The organism is Xanthomonas arboricola pv. juglandis (genome assembly GCF_905367715.1).
GTDB classification, from domain to species: Bacteria; Pseudomonadota; Gammaproteobacteria; order Xanthomonadales; family Xanthomonadaceae; genus Xanthomonas; species Xanthomonas arboricola.
This window is the reverse complement of the sequence record NZ_HG999362.1, coordinates 2452393-2471760: the sequence shown is the minus strand read 5'-3', so window position 1 is coordinate 2471760 and position 19368 is coordinate 2452393. Positions and strand designations below refer to the sequence as shown.

The window sequence follows — 19368 nt, the reverse complement described above, 5'->3', positions numbered from 1 at the left end:
TCAATAGGGAAAAATGAAAAACCGCAGTCCGCTTCACTCGGAAGCAGGTACCACGGAGCCGTCGGAGGATACCGCAAAACGGGCCACGTTAGCGCGCTGGAACGGTTTCACATCGACGATACTGCCGCCTTGCTGAACCTCTACCGCCGACGCATTACCCAGCACGATGCGACCCACCTGCCCTGGCGAATAACTGCGACGCTCGCCGGCACGCACCAGTGCTTTTTCGACCGCGCTGCCATCCGGTGCCAGAATCTGCACCCAACTGTCGCCGCTGAAACTCAACGACAAACTGCCGCCACTGGCGGCCGACGCTGTAGCGGTCTCGACCTCTGGCGTAGCCCGCGGCACCGGCGTCATCGACGCGATGTACGGCGCCGGCTGCTCGCGCGGCGCACTGGCCGGCTGCGTGGCAGCGTTGGCCGGGGTGCCGGTCCCGGGCGCTTCCGGCATGCTGTCCAGCGATACCGTGCTGGGCGCCTTGCCATCCAGATGCGAACGGGTCGCGTACCACACCGGCACCGCGAACACACCGGTGATCACCACATACATCGCCTTGCGCGCCGTGCTTTCCAGGATGCGCCGCGCCCGCGGCGTATGCGTATGGCTGACCAGCTTGACCGGCTCGATCGGCGCAATCGCCGCTTGCTGCAGCAGCGGCTCCAGGTCTACATGCAGCAAGCGCGCATAGCTGCGCAACTGACCGCGCACGAAGACCGGCGCACCCAGGCGTTGCCACTCTTCCTGCTCCAGCGAGCGCACCACATGCGCCGGCATGCGCAGCTTGCCGGCGACATCGTCCACGCTCAGACCTGCCGCTTCGCGCGCGTCGCGCAAATGCTGTCCGCAGCCCTTTTCCTGCTCAAAAGGGTTCGGATTGGAATCACTGATCACAATGCATTGGCCCCGGGGTTAGCGGTCGCTGCGTCAGGAAATTCCTTGACCAACCGCTGTTGATAACGGCTGGCAGCTACCTTGTCGCCTAGCCCTTGCTCAATCTGAATGGCGAGTTGTAACACGGAAGCGGTTGCCGGTGCAGCCGCAAGCCGTCGTTCAATAAACGCGCGCGCTTCGAAATAATTGCGATTGGTTGCTTCGGAGCGCGCCATCGACTCGAGTGCGTACGGATTCCGCGGATCCAGTTCCAGCGCCTTGCGCAAGTCGCCGGCCGCACGCTGCGGCTGCCCCGCCTTGAGTGCACAGCCACCTGCATTGCCCAACGCGGAGGCTGGCGATGCGTAGTTTCTGTCGGTCAGGGCGCGATCGAACCAGATCAGCGATTCGGCCGGCGAGCCGTTCGCGCACAACCATGCGCCGTAATTGTTCAAGACATCGCCGCGCTGCGGCGCAAGTTCCGCGGCCCGGCGGTATGACGCGCCGGAGCCGGCGACATCGCCCTTGACGCCTTGAATCAGCGCCAATAGACCAGTGGCATCCACCGACTGGGGATCTTTCTTCAGGGCTGCACGGACCTGCTCTTCGGCAGCGGCGTAGTCGCCTGTCTGTAGCCGATTATTGGCCAGGCCGAGCTTCTCCTGCACCGCCAGACGATTCTTTGTCGCGGTGCTGTCGCGGAACGAATGCACCTGCGCGACCTCCTCGACCGTCTGAACCGAGCCCGCCTTGGCATTGCGACCACCGCAGCCGACCGCGCACAGCGCGATCGCCACAGCCGCCATGGCCGCTAGATCACGCTGCCGCATCTCGACCGGCCTGCCCTTCCAGCGTGCGCAGGAAATCCGCCTGACGACGGGTGCGGTCCATGACCTGACCCTTGAGCTGCCCGCAGGCGGCGTCGATATCGTCGCCACGGGTACGCCGGACCATCGTCAGCACTTGCGCGTCGAGCAGGATCTTCTGGAAAGCGCGGATCTCGGTCTCGCCCGAGCGCTCGTAACGCGTGCCCGGGAACGGATTGAATGGGATCAGGTTGACCTTGCCGGCGTCCTTGGACTGCACCGCATTGTCGAACTGACGCATCAACCTGGCCAGCTGGCGCGCATGCTCGGGCTGGTCGTTGATGCCCTTCATCAAGGTGTATTCGAAGGTGACCGAATCGCGCTTCTTGTTGCCGCGCAGATAGCGCGCGCAGGAGTCCATCAGCTCGGCGATCGGGTATTTCTTGTTCAACGGCACCAGGCTTTCGCGCAGCGTGTCGTTGGCCGCGTGCAGCGAGACCGCCAGCGAGACATCGCTTTCGGTCGAGAGCCGGTCGATCATCGGCACCAGGCCCGAAGTCGACAGCGTCACCCGCTTGCTGGCCAGGCCGTAGCCCAGGTCGTCGCGCATCACGCTCATCGCGCGCACGACGTTGTCAAAATTCATCAACGGCTCGCCCATGCCCATCATCACCACGTTGGTGAGGCGGCGTTGCTGGTGCGGCACGTTGCCCAGATGGCGCGCCGCCACCCACACCTGCCCGACGATCTCGGCGGTGGTGAGGTTGCGGTTGAAGCCCTGGGTGGCGGTCGAACAAAAAGTGCAGTTCAGGCCGCAGCCGACCTGGGACGACACACACAGCGTGCCGCGGCCCTTGTCGGGGATGTAGACGGTTTCGATCGCGTTCTTGCCGTCGGTACCCATGGCCAGCAGCCACTTATGGGTCCCGTCGGTGGAGGGCTTGTCGAACACGACATTCGGGACGAGGACCTCGGCGTGCTGGTGCAACTTCGCACGCAGCGCCTTGCCGAGGTCCGTCATCTGATCGAAATCGGTGACGTAGCGATGGTGGATCCACTTCATCACCTGATGGGCACGGTAGCGCGCTTCGCCGAGCGTGTCGGCGAAGAAGCGCTCCAGTCCCTCGCGGTCGAGGTCGAGCAGGTTCTGCTTGCGCAGTTCCGGGGTACGGACGGGGACGTCCTGCAGCACGGAGGGGATCACGACCTCATTCACGATTCGACTCTCTCGGCCTCAGCGCGAGACCACTTCGGTGGCGGCAAAGAAATACGCGACTTCGTTGGCAGCGTTCTCGACCGAGTCCGAGCCGTGGGCGGCGTTGGCATCGATCGAGTCGGCGAAGTCGGCGCGGATGGTGCCCGGCGCAGCGTCCTTGGGATTGGTCGCGCCCAGCAGGTCACGATGTGCGGCAACGGCGTTCTCGCCTTCCAGCGCCTGGATCATCACCGGGCCGGAGATCATGAACTCGACCAGCGCGTTGAAGAACGGACGCTCGCGGTGCACGGCATAGAAGCCTTCGGCTTCGCGACGCGACAGCTGCTTGTACTTGGATGCCACGATCTTCAGGCCGGCCTTTTCGAAACGGCTGTAGATTTCGCCGATGACGTTCTTGGCAACGGCGTCGGGCTTGATGATGGACAGGGTGCGCTCCAGCGCCATGGGAGGATCTCCGTTGGGCGGGCCACTGAAGGCCCGAGATTATCATGAAAAAAACCCGCGTCAAAACGCGGGCTTAGGCTTCTTTGCGATGGTCAATTCTATCTCTTCATCGCTGCGTTTGCACACCGCCCCCTGAATCGTGCTGCGTTGCCGCATGACCGGTGCGCCATCCTGCCCGTAGACTCAAACAATCGTTTGATTGAGTTCCGCCCCGCGCATGCCCAAGCCCGCCCACTTCTCCACCAAGGACCGCATCCTCGGCGCGGCCGAGGAGCTGTTCGCCCAGCATGGCTTCGCCGGAACCTCGCTGCGCCAGCTCACCACCCAGGCCGACGTCAATATCGCGGCGGTCAATTACCACTTCGGTTCCAAGGAAAACCTGGTCAACGAGGTGTTCCGTCGCCGCATGGACGAGATGACCGCCGCGCGCCTGCAACAACTGGAGGCGGCCAGGAAGTCACAGCCGGGCGAACTCACTGCGGTGCTGGCGGCCTTCGTCGAGCCGGCCCTGGCAATGGCGCAGGACCGCCAGAGTGGCGGCGCGTTCGTGCGGGTGATTGCGCGCGCTTATGCCGAAAAGAACGACAACCTGCGCAAGTTCCTGTCCGACCACTACGGGCACGTGCTGCGCGAGTTCGGCAAGGCCATCGCGGCCTGCGTGCCAGGCCTGAGCAAGGAAGAGCTGTACTGGCGCCTGGATTTCCTCGCCGGTGCGCTCACCTATGCGATGGCCGATTTCGGACTGATCAAGCGCCCGGCCGGGGTCAGCGAGGCCGACCACCGCGCGCGCGCCGCGCGCGAACTGATTCGTTTTGCGGAACCCGGTTTCCGTACCCACTCCACACCGTAGTCGCTCACACCAAAGGCTCATCGCTATGTCCAATCCGTTGCTAGTCCGTCGTGCTGCCGTGCTCGGTGCCGGCGTCATGGGCGCGCAGATCGCCGCGCACCTCACCAACGCCGGTGTCGACACCGTGCTGTTCGACCTGCCTGCCAAGGAAGGTCCTGCCGACGGCATCGTGCTCAAGGCGATCGCCAACCTCGGCAAGCTCAGCCCTGCCCCGCTCGCCAGCAAGGCCCTGGCCGAGGCGATCACGCCGGCCAACTATGAAAGCGGTCTGGAGCAGCTGCGCGATTGCGACCTGATTATCGAAGCGATCGCCGAGCGCATGGACTGGAAGCAGGACCTGTACAAGAAGATCGCCCCGTTCGTGGCCGATCACGCCGTGCTGGCCTCCAATACCTCGGGCCTGGGCATCAACAAGCTCTCCGACGTGCTGCCCGAGCAATTGCGCCACCGCTTCTGCGGCGTGCATTTCTTCAATCCGCCGCGCTACATGCACCTGGCCGAACTGATTCCCGCCAAGGGCACCGACAAGGCCGTACTGGAAGGACTGGAAAGCTTCCTGGTCACCACGCTGGGCAAGGGCGTGGTGTATGCGAAGGACACCCCGAACTTCATCGGCAACCGCATCGGCGTGTTCTCGATCCTGTCCACCATCCACCACACCGCCGAGTTCGGGCTGGGCTTCGACGAAGTTGATGCGCTGACCGGCCCGCTGGTCGGGCGCCCCAAGTCGGCGACCTACCGCACCTCGGACGTGGTCGGCCTGGACACCATGGCGCACGTGATCAAGACCATGGGCGACACCCTGCCCGACGATCCGTGGCACCAGTACTTCAAGTCGCCCAAGTGGCTGGAGGCGCTGATCGGCAAGGGCGCGCTCGGCCAGAAGGTCGGTGCCGGCATCTTCCGCAAGGTCGGCAAGGACATCGTGGTGCTGGACCTGCAGAAGCAGGATTACAGAACCGCCGATCGCAGCGCTGCGCCGGAAGTGGCCGAGATCCTCAAGATCAAGAACCCGGCCGAAAAGTTCGCCAAGCTGCGCGAGAGCCAGCACCCGCAGGCGCAGTTCCTGTGGGCCACGTTCCGCGACCTGTTCCACTACAGCGCCTACCACCTGGCCGATATCGCCGAGACCGCGCGCGACGTGGATCTGGCGATCCGCTGGGGCTATGGCTGGTCGCTCGGCCCGTTCGAGACCTGGCAGGCCGCCGGCTGGAAGCAGGTGGCGCAGTGGATTGCCGAAGATATCTCCAACGGCAAGAGCATGAGCAGCGCGCCGTTGCCGAACTGGGTGTTCGACGGCCGCGATGGCGTGCATGCGGCCGAAGGCTCGTACAGCCCAGCGCGCGACGCCAAGCTGCCGCGCTCGGCACTGCCGGTGTACAAGCGCCAGCGCTTCCCCGATCCGCTGCTGGGCGAGCAGTTCTCGCCGGGCGAGACGGTGTTCGAAAACGACGGCGTGCGCATGTGGCATGACGGCGACGACATCGCCGTGGTCAGCTTCAAGACCAAGATGAACACCGTCTCCGATCACGTGCTCAACGGTCTGCAGGAGGTCGTCGGCCGCGCCGAGAAGGACTTCGCCGGGCTGGTGATCTGGCAGCAGAAGGAGCCCTTCTCCGCCGGCGCCGATCTGGCCGGCGCGCTGGGTCTGCTGCAGGCCGGCAAGGTCGATGCATTCGAAGCACTGGTCGCCAACTTCCAGGCCACCAGCCAGCGCATCAAGTACGCGCAGGTGCCGGTGATTTCGGCCGTGCGCGGGCTGGCGCTGGGCGGCGGCTGCGAGTTCCAGATGCACAGCGCCAAGACCGTGGCCTCGCTGGAAAGCTATATCGGTCTGGTCGAAGCCGGCGTCGGCCTGCTGCCAGCTGGTGGCGGCCTGAAGGAAATCGCCGTGCGCGCCTCGCAGGCCGCAGGTCCGGGCGGCGATGTGTTCGCCGAGCTGAAGAAGACCTTCGAAACCATCGCGATGGCCAAGGTGTCCAATTCGGCGGTCAATGCCAAGGAGCTGGGCCTGCTGCGCGCCACCGACAAGGTGGTGTTCAACAGCTTCGAGGCGCTGCACATCGCCAAGGCCGAAGCGCGCGCACTGGCCGAAGGCGGCTACCGCGCCCCGCTGCCGGCACGCCGCATCCAGGTCGCCGGCGACGTCGGCATCGCCACCTTCAAGATGCTGCTGGTCAACATGCTGGAAGGCCGCTTCATCAGCGACTACGACTATGAAATCGCCACCCGCATCGCCACGGTGATGTGCGGCGGCGAAGTCGATCGCGGCGCACTGGTCGACGAAGAATGGCTGCTCAAGCTGGAGCGCAAGCACTTCGTCGAACTGGCCCAGCAGGAAAAGACCCAGGCGCGGATTGGGCACATGCTCAAGACGGGTAAGCCACTCAGGAACTGAGAATCGGGAGTGGGGAATCGGGAATGGGTAAAAGCCCAACCGACTCCCCGCTTCTCCCCACTATTCTGCCGGGTAATGAAAATGGCGAACTCAGGCGAATCCGCACTTGCGATTCCCGACTCCCCATTCTCGATTCCCGGCTATCGGAGATAGCCATGAGCAAACAGATTCAAGAAGCCTACATCGTCGCCGCCACCCGTACGCCGGTCGGCAAGGCGCCCAAGGGCGTGTTCCGCAATACCCGTCCCGACGACATGCTGGCGCACGTGTTGCGTGCGGTGGTGGCGCAGGCGCCAGGCATCGATCTGTCGCGGATCGACGATGCCATCATCGGCTGCGCGATGCCCGAGGGCGAGCAAGGCATGAACGTGGCGCGCATCGGCGTGCTGCTCGCCGGCCTGCCCAATAGCGTGGCCGGCCAGACCATCAATCGTTTCTGTTCGTCCGGCATCCAGGCCGTGGCGATGGCCGCCGACCAGATCCGTCTGGGCAATGCCGACCTGATGCTGGCCGGCGGTACCGAGTCGATGTCGATGGTGCCGATGATGGGCAACAAGGTCGCCATGTCGCCCAACGTCTTTGCCGACGACCATGTCGCGATCGCCTACGGCATGGGCATCACCGCCGAGAAGGTGGCCGAGGAATGGAAGGTCTCGCGCGAGGATCAGGATGCATTCGCGCTCGCTTCGCACCAGAAGGCGATTGCCGCCATTGCCGCCGGCGAATTCCGCGACGAAATCACTCCGTACGAAATCCTCTCGCACCAGCCCGACCTGGCCGGCAATGTCATCGCGCTGCGCAAGCGGCTGGTCGACACCGATGAAGGCCCGCGTCCGGACAGCTCGCTCGAAGGCCTGGCCAAGTTGCGCCCGGTGTTCCGCAACGGCCAGTTCGGCGGCAGCGTCACCGCCGGCAACTCCTCGCAGATGAGCGACGGCGCCGGTGCGGTGCTGCTGGCCTCCGAGCAGGCGATCAAGGATTACGGCCTCACCCCGCTGGCACGCTTTGTCAGCTTCTCGGTGGCCGGCGTGCGTCCGGAGGTGATGGGGATCGGCCCGATCGCGGCAATTCCCAAGGCGCTCAAGCAAGCTGGCCTGACCAAGGACCAGATCGACTGGATCGAGCTCAACGAAGCCTTTGCCGCCCAGGCGTTGGCGGTGATCCGCGACAGCGAACTGGATCCGTCCAAGGTCAACCCGCTCGGCGGCGCCATCGCCCTGGGCCACCCGCTGGGCGCCACCGGTGCGATCCGTGCCGCCACCCTGGTACATGGCCTGCGCCGTCGTCAGCAGAAGTACGGCATGGTCACCATGTGCATCGGCACCGGCATGGGCGCGGCGGGCATCATCGAAGCGCTGTAAGTCATGTACTGCGGGATCGGCCGCCGGGCCGATCTCGCAGTGCCGACCAAGCTGTCGATCAATCAGGGCGTGCGCAAGCACGCCTTTTTTATGCGCCAGTGCAAACGGTCGTCAGCGAATGCCAGCGACATCATGCATCCGTCGGCGCGCCCGACAGGCACGCGGCCAGGCGTCGCGTCCGAGCATGGCTCCTGATGGCACGTTGACCGTCGCCCGGCGGCGCCAACACATGCCAGCCATTCAATCGTCGGCGTGTATCTACGCTCGCAACGTCGCCGCATCCCGGCCTTGGCTTCACTGCCGCGATTACACGGCAGAGCTGCGCCTAACGCGTCACCAGCCACTGGCCGGTACGCGCACCGGCGAACACCAGCGCCAGTCCGGCCACCAGCGTGATGGCCAGATACACGCCGATCATCGCGGACCGATCCGTGCGTGCGAACACCAGGCATTCCATCATCAACGACGAGAACGTGGTCAGCCCGCCGATCACGCCGACGATCAGCAAGGCCCGCAGCGGCCAGCTCGCCGGCCCGCGCGCATCCAGCCAGACCAGCAGCACGCCGGCGACGAACGAGCCGAGCAGATTCACCGTCAGCGTGCCCCACGGAAATCCGTTGCCGAAGCGCTGCAGCAACGAGGCACCGATGGCAAAGCGCAGGCCGGAACCCAGCGCACCGCCGGTCATCGCCAGCAGCAATTGCTGCCACCACACCGGTGCGTTCATGCGCGCACTCTGCAGGCGGCCGAAGGGGGTTTCCACAAGGTGTCGTGCATGGTCGGCATCATCCAGTTCCTGAGCAAGAAAAGATGCCGGGGCACAGACCTGCCGCCCCGGCGAGGGTGGGCAGGCATCATCAGCGCGCAGGGTGCGTGCGGTTCAAGGAGGAATGCCATCTCCTGTGCGGCCGATTATGCCGTGGGCTTGCCGCCCTTGTCAGCCCGCGCCTGTTCGCGCGCGGCGCGCAGGCGGTCGAGCTTTTCCTTGAGCTTGATCTCCAGCCCGCGCGGCACCGGGTTGTAATAGACCCGCTCGCCCATCGCATCCGGAAAGCCGGTCTGGTCCAGCGCGATCCCGCCTTCGGCGTCGTGGTCGTATTGATAGTCCTGCCCGTAGCCCAGCGTCTTCATCAGCTTGGTCGGCGCGTTGCGCAGATGCAGCGGCACCTCCTGCGTGCCGGTGGCGCGCACCTCGGCCTTGGCCTGGTTGAAGGCGGCATAGCCGGCATTGGACTTGGCGGTGCTGGCCAGATACAGCACCAGTTGCGCGAACGCCAGCTCGCCCTCCGGGCTGCCCAGACGCTCGTAGATGTCCCAGGCTTCCAGCGCCATGCTCTGCGCGCGCGGATCGGCCAGGCCGATGTCCTCGATCGCCATGCGGGTCAGCCGCCGCGCCAGATAGGCCGGGTCGCAGCCGCCGTCGAGCATGCGCGTGAGCCAGTACAGCGCGGCATCGGGGTTGGAGCTGCGCACCGATTTGTGCAGCGCCGAAATCTGGTCGTAGAACTGCTCGCCGTTCTTGTCGAAGCGACGCGTGCGGTCGGCCAGCACCTGCAGCAGCGTCTGCGGGGTGATCTCGCCACCCTCGCCGCCTGCCAGTTCCGCGGCGATCTCCAGCAGGGTCAACGCGCGGCGCACGTCGCCGTCGGCCGCGCTGGCAATCTCCAGCAGCGAGGCATCGCTGACCTGGATGCTCTCCTGCCCCAGCCCGCGCTCCGGATCGTGCAGCGCACGTTGCAAGGCCTCGACGATGTCCTGCGGCGAAACGCCTTCCAGCACGTGCACGCGGCAGCGCGACAACAATGCCGAATTCAGTTCGAACGAAGGATTTTCGGTCGTCGCACCGACGAACAGGATCGTGCCGCGCTCGATATGCGGCAGGAACGCATCCTGCTGCGCCTTGTTGAAGCGATGCACCTCATCGACGAACAACACCGTGCGGCGCCCGCCGGCGAAGCGCTGCGCAGCCTCGGCCAGCACCTGGCGCACCTCGGGCAAACCCGACAGCACTGCCGAGATCGCCTTGAATTCGGCGTCGGCGTAATGCGCCAGCAGCAGCGCCAGAGTGGTCTTGCCGCAACCGGGCGGGCCCCACAGGATCATCGAATGCACACGGCCGGATTCCACCGCGCGTCGCAATGCACTGTCGGGCGCGAGCAGTCGCTTCTGCCCGACCATCTCGTCGAGGGTGCGCGGACGCATACGCTCGGCAAGCGGGCGCAGATGCTCGCCGTCTACGCTGAGCAGATCGGCTTCGGGAGTGATGGGGAGCTTGGTTCGTGCCACGCGGCATTGTATCGCGTCAGCCAACGACCTTCTGCGAACACGGCCGTTGGCTGCACGACTCCTGCAAGCAACGGCTTACTGCGCGTCGCCGACCACGTCCACACCCTTGCCCGGCGTGTAGCGGAAGGTGTCGGCCGCGAATGCCGGGTTGCGCTTCCAGCCGCTGAAGCTGATCGCGGTGCGCTGGCCGACCGCATCCACCACTTCCATCCTGGCCAGGCCATCCTTGCCGAACCCCAGCGAGGCCATCTGGAAACTGGCTTCGGTGTCGACCTTGGGCGTCAGCGACAGCCACTGCAGTCCGTCACGTGGCGCCGCTTCTTCGCTGACGTCGTATTGCTTGTCCAGGCGCGCCGGGTCGATCAATGCAACCAGTGGGCTGTTCTGTTCTTCGCTGCCTTGCGCACGCACGGTCACCTGCTCCAGGTCCGGGTCGAACACCCACACCTTCTTGCCGTCGGCCACGATCAGCTGCTTGTAGGGCTTGGCGTATTCCCAACGGAACTGGCGCGGCGCCGACAATGCCACCCGCCCGCTCGCGCGCTCCTTGACCCGGCCGTTGGCATCGGAGACTTGCTGGCTGAACTGCCCGTCCAGGCCTTTCAGGCCGCGCGTGAACGTATCCAGCTCCTGACGCGCACCGGCAAACGCGGTGCCGGCGAACAGAGCGGTGGCGAGAACGGCATAACGGAGCTGGCGATGCATCGCGGTGTTCCAGAAAGGGTATGCGGGAATTCTGATACTTCATGGATGAATGGGCGAGCGCTATCGCACAAGGCGTTCAGATCGCGGCCGCCGCCAGTCAGCCCATCTCACTGCGCCGTCTGCACCCTGGACAGATCGCCGTACACGATCTGCCCGCGAAAGCCGCGCCGCACCTGCTGGTAGAGCTCGCGAAACGCGCGGTAATCCTGCGGCTGACACAGCGCCTGCGGCCCACGCACTGCCGCGCGTTGTAGGCGATGCACCGCCGTCACCGTCTGGCCCTGGCGCGTCCACTCGACCGCGTACTCGCCAGCAGCGTTGCGAAAGCGGCTGCTGCGCGGAATCGCGATGATCGGCACCGTCGCCGGGAAGCTCACCACATAGGTCTCTTCGCGCACGCTGTCGTTGCAGTAGAACGGGGTCAGGTTGTCGTCGGCCGAGGTGGTCGTATAGATGCCTCGGGTGGATTCGGCACCGGGCATATCGGGCAAGGTCATGCCGCCGACCACCGAAAAATCCACCGCATCCTCGGCCTGGAAGGAGTAGCGATAGTTGAACGGCGCATCCAGATCCAGCGGGTCGCCCTGGATCAACAGATCGCCGGTGCCGTCGAAGCCGGACTGCGCAATGATCGACTCCTCGATGCGATTGCGGTTCTGCGCATTGAGCTGCACGAACATCGCACGCAGCCCCACCTCGCCGGTCTGTCCGCTGTCGAGCGTGGTCAGGCCGTGCAGCCCGCCCTGCGGGGTAAAGCGGTACTCGGTACGCGCGACGTAGCGGTTGACCTTGCGGTCGTTGGGCGGGGTATGCGTGACCTTGCCGTCCAGCGTATGCACCACCGGCGCCCCGAGGTCGCCGGCCGGCAACTGGCCGAAGCGCGCATAGGGGTTGGTCGAATCCACATACAGATCGAACGCCGGGATGTAGGTGATGGCGTGATTGAAGCGGCCGAGCACCGGGATCGGCGGCAGCGTCGGCCCGCCTTCGGCACCGATCAGCACGGGGGTGCTGGCGATGCCCTTGGCCGCCAGCAAGGCTTCCAGGATCACGGTGTGATCCTTGCAGTCGCCATAGTGGTTGGCCAGGATGCTGTCGGCGCTGTTGGGCTCCAGCCCACCGTTGCCAAGGTACACCGCCACATAGCGGATATTGCGCGCCACCCACGCGTACAACGCAGCGGCCTGCGCACGCGGTGCGTCGATGCCGCGGGTCACCTCGTCGGCCAGCGACTGGATCGCCGGCGTCACCGCAGCGGCACGGCCACCCTTGACGTGATAGGCCAGCCCCATTTGCGCCCAGCTGTCGAAGGTGCTGGCCATCAAGGTGGGGCTGAACTCCCAGGTCGCCGCGCTCCAGTTCTGGTTCTTCATCGGCGTGGTGCGCTGATAGCGCCACTCCCAGCGCGCCTGATCGCCACGCACCACCGGCCTGGTCCCGCCCTGCAAGCCGCGCACCGACAAATGCATCGGCAATGCCTTCGGCGCCACCAGTGTGACCACCGCATCGTCGTATTGCGCGAACACGCTGAAGGTCTCCCACAGGCTGAAGTAACCGGGGAAGTACGGCGTGTTCTGTGCACGCCGCACGCGATAGACGATGCGCGCGCCCGGCGCCAGATTCGGGAACACCACCACCTTGACCTTGCGGTCGGCATACATCGCCGCCGCTGCGCTGGAATAGCTTTCCTGGGTGTAGATCTTGTCGGGCGCCACGTCCTGGCGTAGCCCTTCGGCGGTGACGGTGTAGGCCTGCAGCACCTCCAGGGTTTCCATCTTCTCGCTGTAGCTCAGCCGCACCTGGCTGAACTGCTCCACCGCCGACTTGGTCTTGAGCAGGATCTCGTACTCGTCGGTTTCCACGCTACTGGCATCGGCACGCACTTCGTAGTCGGCGCGATAGCGCACGAAGCTGTAGTTGGTGTCGGCCTGCGTGCGCGCCGCAGCGGCAGCAGGCGCGGCCTGTTGCTCGGCCTGGGCCAGCAACGGCAATGAGATCAGCAGCAGCAACAGCAACACGGAACGACGCAGCATGGGTCTTGATCGCGGCGGGCCGGAGCGGCCCTCGTGCAACAGGGTAGCCGGTGCGCGCCGCAGCGTCAGGCACCGGCCTCCAACATTGCCGCATCCACGCGTCTACGCATACGCAATCCGGACAAGCCCGGAACGCGGCGCCTACCAAGCCGATACGCGCCGCGTTGCCGGCCGCCGATTACTTGGGCGGCGGCGGCGCCAGCACGGTGCGGTCGCCATTGTGCTCGGGCTGGCTGACCACACCGGCCGCTTCCATCGCTTCGATCAGGCGCGCGGCGCGGTTGTAGCCGATCTTCAAGCGCCGCTGCACGCCGGAGATCGAGGCGCGCCGGGTTTCGGTGACGATGCGCAAGGCCTCGTCGTACAAGGGGTCGGACTCGTCGCCACCGCCACCGCTGCTTTCCGGCAAGCCGGTCGCACCGACCACGGTGCCATCGCCCATGGTCTGCACTTCGTCCAGCACGCCTTCGACGTAGGACACCGGCCCGCTGGCCTTGAGATGCTCGACCACCCGATGCACTTCCTCGTCGCTGACGAAGGCGCCATGCACGCGGTCCGGCAGCGCAGTGCCGGGCGGCAGATATAGCATGTCGCCATTGCCCAGCAGCGCTTCGGCGCCGGACTGATCCAGGATGGTGCGCGAGTCGATCTTGGAGCTGACCTGGAACGCCACGCGGGTCGGGATATTGGCCTTGATCAGGCCGGTGATCACGTCCACCGACGGCCGCTGCGTGGCCAGGATCAGATGGATACCGGCTGCACGCGCCTTCTGCGCCAGGCGCGCGATCAACTCTTCGACCTTCTTGCCGACGATCATCATCATGTCGGCGAATTCGTCGATGAAGATCACGATGAACGGCAGCGTCTCCAGCGGCCGCGGCGCCTCGCCCAGCTCGGGGTTGGGCTTGAACAACGGGTCCATCATCGGCTGGCCGGCGTCGATGGCGTCCTTGATCTTCTTGTTGAAGCCGGCCAGGTTGCGCACGCCCACCGCGCTCATCAGCTTGTAGCGGCGCTCCATCTCGGCCACGCACCAACGCAGGCCGTTGGCGGCCTCCTTCATGTCGGTGACCACCGGCGCCAGCAGATGCGGGATGCCCTGATAGACGCTCAGTTCGAGCATCTTCGGGTCGATCATCAGCATGCGCAGTTCCTTGTGCGAAGCCTTGAACAGCAGGCTCAGCACCATCGCATTGACCGCAACCGACTTGCCCGAGCCGGTGGTACCGGCCACCAGTAAGTGCGGCATGCGCGCCAGGTCGGCCACCGTCGGGCGCCCGGCAATGTCCTTGCCCAGGGCCAGCGTCAGCGGGCTGGCCGACTTGTCGTATTCCTTGGAGCGCAGCAGCTCGGACAGGAAGATCATCTCGCGGGTGACGTTGGGGATTTCCAGGCCGACCACCGACTTGCCCGGGATCACGTCGACCACGCGCACCGACTTGACCGACAGCCCGCGCGCGATGTCCTTGTCCAGCGAGCTGATCTGGCTGACCTTGATGCCGGGTGCGGGCTCGATCTCGAAGCGGGTGATCACCGGGCCCGGATAGGCCCCGACCACCTGCGCCTCGATGCGGAAATCCTTGAGCTTGAACTCGATCTGCCGCGACAGCGTCTCCAGCGTCTCTTCGGAATACCCCTTGGCCTGCGGCTTGGGGTCGTCCAGCAGGGCCAGCGGCGGCAGGTCGGAGCCGTCGGTGCTCACGCCCTGGAACATCGGGATCTGGGTATCGCGCTTGGCGCGCTCGCTCTTCTCCACCACCGGTGCCGGCGGCGGCTCGATCTTGACCGGCTCGCGCTTGGCCTGCTTGACCGCATCGACCTTGCGCACTTCCTCGCGCTCTTCGCGCATCACGCGGGTCTGCTGCCACTCGGTGGCCTGATGGGTCTTGCGCTGCATCAGCGGCCCCAGCGCCAGCACCCAGGTGCCGATGCGCTCCATCACCGCAAACCACGACAGGCCGGTGGCCAGGGTGATCGACACCAGCAGCAGCACCAGCACGAACAGGTTGGCGCCCAAGGCCCCGAACCCGGCGCTCAGCGAATTGCTGACCAACCGCCCCAGTATCCCGCCGGCGGCGGCCACGTCGCCGTTGAACAGGCGCAGATGCAGGAAGCCGGTCGAGGCGATCAGGAAACCCACCATGCCGACCAGCCGCAATGCCGGCCCCAGGTCGGCCTCGGCCTGCCCTTCCTTGTCCATGCCGAACAAGGCGATCCAGGCCACCGCGCCCAGTACCACCGGCAGCAGGAAGGCCACATAACCGAACAACTGCAGCAGCACATCGGCCGTCCAGGCGCCGACGCGGCCGCCCATGTTGTGCACCGGCGCGACCACGCTGCCGGTCTGCGACCAGCCCGGATCGGCGCTGGAATAGGTGAACAGGCTGGCCAGCAGATACAGCAGCAGCGGCGCCACCGCGATCAATGCCAGATCGCGCCAGAGCTTTTGCCGACGCGGATTGTCCGCCACCGCTGTCTTGCGCGAGGACGTCTTGCCCTCAGCGGGCTTGCTGCGTTCGGGAACCTGCTTTGCCACCTGTAGCCAGACCTTAGAAAAATGCTGTTAGTGGTTGATAATAAACGACTGAGGCCACGGTTTCAGCTGTTGCATGCGCCTCGCCTGCCCGGGCATGCGATGGTCAACAAAAAACGCCGCACGGGGCGGCGTCGATTACGCGTACTGGGTGGACCATGCCATCTGCGGTTCAAGCAGTTCCATCGCGCCGCCTTGATTCACCGGGTGGGGACCGCCACTCTATGCCGCCACAGGGGCGCGAATTCACTCGTCTGCCCTGCCAATTCCTAGATCGCGAGTATACATGAGCGCCTCTTCTGCCAGTCCCGCCAAGCATTCCCGCCTGTTGATCCTGGGCTCCGGCCCGGCCGGCTGGACCGCCGCGGTCTACGCCGCCCGCGCCAACCTCAAGCCGGTGGTGATCACCGGCCTGCAGCAAGGCGGCCAGCTGATGACCACCACCGAAGTCGACAACTGGCCGGGCGACCCCCACGGCCTGATGGGCCCGGACCTGATGAGCCGCATGCAGGCGCATGCCGAGCGCTTCGAGACCGAGGTGATCTTCGACCACATCCACACCGCCGACCTGTCGCAGCGCCCGTTCCGGCTGACCGGCGACGGTGCCGAATACACCTGCGACGCACTGATCATCTCCACCGGCGCCACCGCCAAGTACCTGGGCATCCCCAGCGAGGAGGCCTTGAAGGGCCGCGGCGTGTCCGCCTGCGCCACCTGCGATGGGTTCTTCTACAAGGACCAGGACGTGGTAGTGGTCGGCGGCGGCAATACCGCAGTCGAAGAAGCGCTGTACCTGTCCAACATCGCCCGCAAGGTCTACCTGGTGCACCGTCGCGACACGCTGCGCGCCGAAAAGATCATGCAGGACAAGCTGTTCGCCAAGGTCGCCGCCGGCAAGATCGAAACTGTCTGGCACCACGCCATCGATGAAGTGCTGGGCAACGATGCCGGCGTCACCGGCGTGCGGGTCAAGTCCACCCTCGACGGCAGCACCCGCGAGATCGTCGCGCATGGCTTCTTCGTTGCCATCGGCCATCACCCCAACACGCAACTGTTCGACGGCCAGCTGGCGATGAACAACGGCTACCTGGAAATCCGCTCCGGCCTCAACGGCGCGGCGACCGAGACTTCGGTGGCCGGCGTGTTCGCGGCCGGCGACGTCGCCGACCAGCACTACCGCCAGGCGATCACCTCGGCCGGCTTCGGCTGCATGGCCGCGCTGGATGCCGAGCGCTACCTCGACAAGAGCGCCTGAGGTGGCTGCTGACCGCCGGCCGCGCCGCGCGGGCAGCGCCGATACCAGCGGGCCGTGCGCATGAGCGTCACCGCCCGCTGGTGCCGCCGGCTGGACGAGCTTCCGGCCGGTGCCTGGGACGCGCTGCACGACGGCGCGCACCCATTCATTTCTTACGCGTTCCTGGAAGGCCTGGAGCAGGAGGGCTGCCTGCGCCCGGACTGGGGCTGGAACCCGCTGCACCTGACGCTATGGGATGGCGACACGCTGGTCGCCGCCGCACCGGGATACCTGAAGAACAACTCGCATGGCGAGTTCGTGTTCGACCACGCCTGGGCGCATGCCTACGCGCGCTACGGGCAGGAGTACTTCCCCAAGTGGCTGTGCGGCGTGCCCTACTCGCCAGTGACCGGCCCTCGCCTGCTGGGCGCACCGCGCTGGCGCCCGCAGTTGCTCGCGGCGATGCGCACGCTGGTGGAGCGCAGCGGGCTGTCGTCGGCGCACGTCAACTTCCACCCGGCCGACGAAGACACCGCCTTCGACGCCGACTGGCTGGAGCGCAACGATCTGCAGTACCACTGGCACAACGCTAGTGGCTGGAGCGATTTCGAAAGCTTCCTGGCCGCGATGGACCACAAACGGCGCAAGAACATCCGCCAGGAGCGCGCCAAGGTGCAGCGGGCCGGCGTGCAGTTGCGCGTGGTGCATGGCGATGAAGCCAGCGACGCCGACCTGGAAGCGATGTACGGCTTCTATCTCAAGACCTTCAACGAATACGGCAACTCGCCTGCGCTGACGCCGGATTTCCTGCATCACCTGGCCCGGCACCTGCCGCGCCAGCTGGTGATGTTTCTGGCCGAGCTGGATGGGAAACCGATCGCCGGCGCGCTCTGCCTGCGCGGGCGCGACACGCTGTACGGGCGTTACTGGGGCGGCGAAGCCCTTCCGGGGCTGCATTTCGAAACCTGCTACTACCAGGGCATCGAATACTGCCTGCGCGAGGGCCTGGCCCGCTTCGAGCCCGGCGCGCAAGGCGAGCACAAGATCGCGCGCGGCTTCCTGCCGACACTGGTCCGCAGCCGTCACTGGATCGCCGACCCCGGCTTCCGCGAGCCGCTGGCGCAATGGTGCGCCGACGAGCGCCAGGCGGTAGCCCGACATGCACGCGAGCTGTCCGAGCACAGCCCGTTTCGCGACTGAGCCGCGCGGCGGCGACGTAGGGCGTAGCCGCCGCTGATCGCCGGCCGGGCGTATTGGGGACGTCGGAGCAAGGCGGCCAAATCCACCCAGAGAACACTCGTCTGGCGAGTGCGAACTACGCGCCCAGCATCGCGATGCTCGCGGACGCATGCCGCACAGCGTGTCGACCACACCCGCGGTTCGTTGCATGCCGGCGATGATCGACACCCTGGGAGCAGCTGTACGACACGCTCTACACTGCGCGCATGTCCCGCGCCCTTCCCTACCTGCTGGCGGCCGATCCGGCCGCACCGTTTCCGCCGGCCGAGTCCGCGTTGCGCGAGCCGGACGGCCTGCTCGCCATCGGTGGCGACCTGTCGCCGCAGCGCCTGCTCAACGCCTATGCCAGTGGCGTGTTCCCGTGGTTCTCGGAAGGCCAGCCGATTCTGTGGTGGAGCCCGGACCCGCGCACGGTGTTTCGCACCGATGGCGTGCGCCTGTCCTCGCGCTTCCGCCGCCAGCTGCGCAGCAGCCACTGGATCGTGCGTGCCGATACCACCTTCGCGCAGGTGATCGATGCCTGCGCGTCGATTCCGCGTGCCGGCCAGGATGGCACCTGGATCACTACGCCGATGCAGCAGGCCTATCTCGAACTGCATCGGCTGGGCCATGCGCATTCGCTGGAAGTATTCGATGGCACGCGCCTGGTCGGCGGCATCTACGGCGTGGCGGTCGGCCGGATGTTCTTCGGCGAGAGCATGTTCAGTGCCGACAGCGGCGGCTCCAAGGTGGCGCTGGCGGCGCTGGCCGCGCACCTGCACTCCCGCGGCTGGCCATTGCTCGACGCGCAGGTGGAGAATCCGCACCTGATGCGGCTGGGCGCGCAACGCCTGCCACGTGCAGAATTCCTGCAGCAGGTGCGGCTGCAGGTCGACCAAGCGGCAGCACCCGGCAGTTGGTCCGAGCGCTACGGCGAGCGGCCTGCCAGCGCGCTCGCTGAAGTCCGCTTAACATAAAATTTGCACCGCGGGGAGATGGAGCGTAAAATGCTGTCCCTTACGGCCCTCCCGGGCCAGCCGTGATTGCACAGGATTACATGTCGAAAGACGACTCCATTGAATTCGAAGGCAGCGTCAGCGAGACGCTCCCCAACACCACGTTCCGGGTCAAGCTGGAAAACGGGCATGAAATCATCGCCCACATCTCCGGCCGCATGCGCAAGAACTACATCCGCATCCTGACCGGCGACCGGGTCAAAGTTGAGATGACTCCCTACGACCTGACCAAGGGTCGTATTACCTACCGCATGAAGTAAGCGGTTCTGGTGTGAGACGCGAGGCGGCCAATGGCCGCTTTTTGTCGTGGCCGATATTTGTGTATCTGGATCGCAGCGATGATCGGGCGGTGTCGGCTTGCTTCCGCCCTTCGCTGCACCTTGCCTCCAGCGCTT

17 protein-coding genes and 1 riboswitch are annotated in these 19368 nt (G+C 65.6%); of the genes, 8 read left to right on the top strand and 9 right to left on the bottom strand.

Annotation, left to right across the window (positions count from 1 at the left end; all coding sequences use genetic code 11):
- Window positions 1-33: 33 nt before the first annotated feature.
- From KHN93_RS10770 to ndk, 4 genes are read right to left on the bottom strand one after another with little or no spacing between them, the layout of a single operon-like run.
- Window positions 34-894 (bottom strand): RodZ domain-containing protein, encoded by an 861-nt coding sequence (locus KHN93_RS10770; protein WP_212579555.1) that lies wholly within the window; start codon window positions 892-894, stop codon window positions 34-36.
- Window positions 891-1679, bottom strand: coding sequence for a type IV pilus biogenesis/stability protein PilW (gene pilW, locus KHN93_RS10765; protein ID WP_212579634.1), 789 nt, complete (start codon window positions 1677-1679; stop codon window positions 891-893). Before pilW ends, KHN93_RS10770 begins: the two co-directional genes overlap by 4 nt.
- A 10-nt stretch (window positions 1680-1689) precedes the next feature.
- The gene (gene rlmN, locus KHN93_RS10760; protein WP_047125382.1) at window positions 1690-2895 is read right to left on the bottom strand and encodes a dual-specificity RNA methyltransferase RlmN; all 1206 of its coding nucleotides are present in this window, start codon (window positions 2893-2895) and stop codon (window positions 1690-1692) included.
- 18 nt (window positions 2896-2913) lie between these two features.
- Complete coding sequence (gene ndk / locus KHN93_RS10755; RefSeq protein ID WP_024940120.1) at window positions 2914-3339, bottom strand: nucleoside-diphosphate kinase; 426 nt, start codon at window positions 3337-3339, stop codon at window positions 2914-2916.
- 217 nt (window positions 3340-3556) lie between these two features.
- Between ndk and KHN93_RS10750 the strand changes: the two genes are divergently transcribed.
- From KHN93_RS10750 to KHN93_RS10735, 4 genes are all read left to right on the top strand, one after another.
- Entirely contained in the window at window positions 3557-4189 is a 633-nt protein-coding gene (locus KHN93_RS10750; RefSeq protein ID WP_024940119.1) for a TetR/AcrR family transcriptional regulator, read from the top strand.
- A 25-nt stretch (window positions 4190-4214) separates the two neighbouring features.
- Window positions 4215-6587, top strand: a complete 2373-nt coding sequence (locus KHN93_RS10745; protein ID WP_039527317.1) for a 3-hydroxyacyl-CoA dehydrogenase/enoyl-CoA hydratase family protein — start codon at window positions 4215-4217, stop codon at window positions 6585-6587.
- A gap of 155 nt (window positions 6588-6742) precedes the next feature.
- Window positions 6743-7948, top strand: a complete 1206-nt coding sequence (locus KHN93_RS10740; RefSeq protein WP_024940117.1) for an acetyl-CoA C-acyltransferase — start codon at window positions 6743-6745, stop codon at window positions 7946-7948.
- 39 nt (window positions 7949-7987) lie between these two features.
- Complete coding sequence (locus KHN93_RS10735; protein ID WP_155413002.1) at window positions 7988-8143, top strand: hypothetical protein; 156 nt, start codon at window positions 7988-7990, stop codon at window positions 8141-8143.
- 130 nt (window positions 8144-8273) lie between these two features.
- On the opposite strand, the gene crcB is transcribed toward KHN93_RS10735, so the two are convergent.
- The 5 genes from crcB to KHN93_RS10710 form a co-directional block, all read right to left on the bottom strand.
- Window positions 8274-8675 (bottom strand): fluoride efflux transporter CrcB, encoded by a 402-nt coding sequence (crcB, locus tag KHN93_RS10730; protein WP_039527322.1) that lies wholly within the window; start codon window positions 8673-8675, stop codon window positions 8274-8276.
- 114 nt (window positions 8676-8789) lie between these two features.
- A riboswitch (Fluoride riboswitch) is annotated at window positions 8790-8858 on the bottom strand.
- Window positions 8859-8860: 2 nt separating this feature from the next.
- Complete coding sequence (locus tag KHN93_RS10725; protein WP_230582134.1) at window positions 8861-10150, bottom strand: replication-associated recombination protein A; 1290 nt, start codon at window positions 10148-10150, stop codon at window positions 8861-8863.
- Window positions 10151-10309: 159 nt separating this feature from the next.
- Window positions 10310-10939 (bottom strand): outer membrane lipoprotein periplasmic chaperone LolA, encoded by a 630-nt coding sequence (gene lolA / locus KHN93_RS10720; protein ID WP_016901760.1) that lies wholly within the window; start codon window positions 10937-10939, stop codon window positions 10310-10312.
- Window positions 10940-11046: 107 nt separating this feature from the next.
- Window positions 11047-12972 carry a DUF3857 domain-containing transglutaminase family protein gene (locus tag KHN93_RS10715; protein ID WP_212579554.1) on the bottom strand — a complete coding sequence of 642 codons (1926 nt, stop codon included), beginning with the start codon at window positions 12970-12972 and terminating at the stop codon, window positions 11047-11049.
- Between the two features lie 178 nt (window positions 12973-13150).
- On the bottom strand, window positions 13151-15508 hold the full coding sequence (locus tag KHN93_RS10710; RefSeq protein ID WP_039521532.1) for a DNA translocase FtsK: 2358 nt from the start codon (window positions 15506-15508) through the stop codon (window positions 13151-13153).
- A 283-nt stretch (window positions 15509-15791) separates the two neighbouring features.
- On the opposite strand from KHN93_RS10710, the gene trxB reads away from it, so the two are divergent.
- From trxB to infA, 4 genes are all read left to right on the top strand, one after another.
- Window positions 15792-16760, top strand: coding sequence for a thioredoxin-disulfide reductase (gene trxB, locus KHN93_RS10705; RefSeq protein WP_212579553.1), 969 nt, complete (start codon window positions 15792-15794; stop codon window positions 16758-16760).
- Between the two features lie 60 nt (window positions 16761-16820).
- The gene (locus KHN93_RS10700) at window positions 16821-17939 is read left to right on the top strand and encodes a GNAT family N-acetyltransferase (protein ID WP_212579552.1); all 1119 of its coding nucleotides are present in this window, start codon (window positions 16821-16823) and stop codon (window positions 17937-17939) included.
- A 245-nt stretch (window positions 17940-18184) separates the two neighbouring features.
- Window positions 18185-18934 (top strand): leucyl/phenylalanyl-tRNA--protein transferase, encoded by a 750-nt coding sequence (gene aat, locus KHN93_RS10695; protein ID WP_212579551.1) that lies wholly within the window; start codon window positions 18185-18187, stop codon window positions 18932-18934.
- Window positions 18935-19014: 80 nt separating this feature from the next.
- A complete protein-coding gene (gene infA / locus KHN93_RS10690) occupies window positions 19015-19233 on the top strand; it encodes a translation initiation factor IF-1 (RefSeq protein ID WP_002813418.1) in 219 nt (72 codons plus the stop codon).
- Window positions 19234-19368 lie beyond the last annotated feature (135 nt).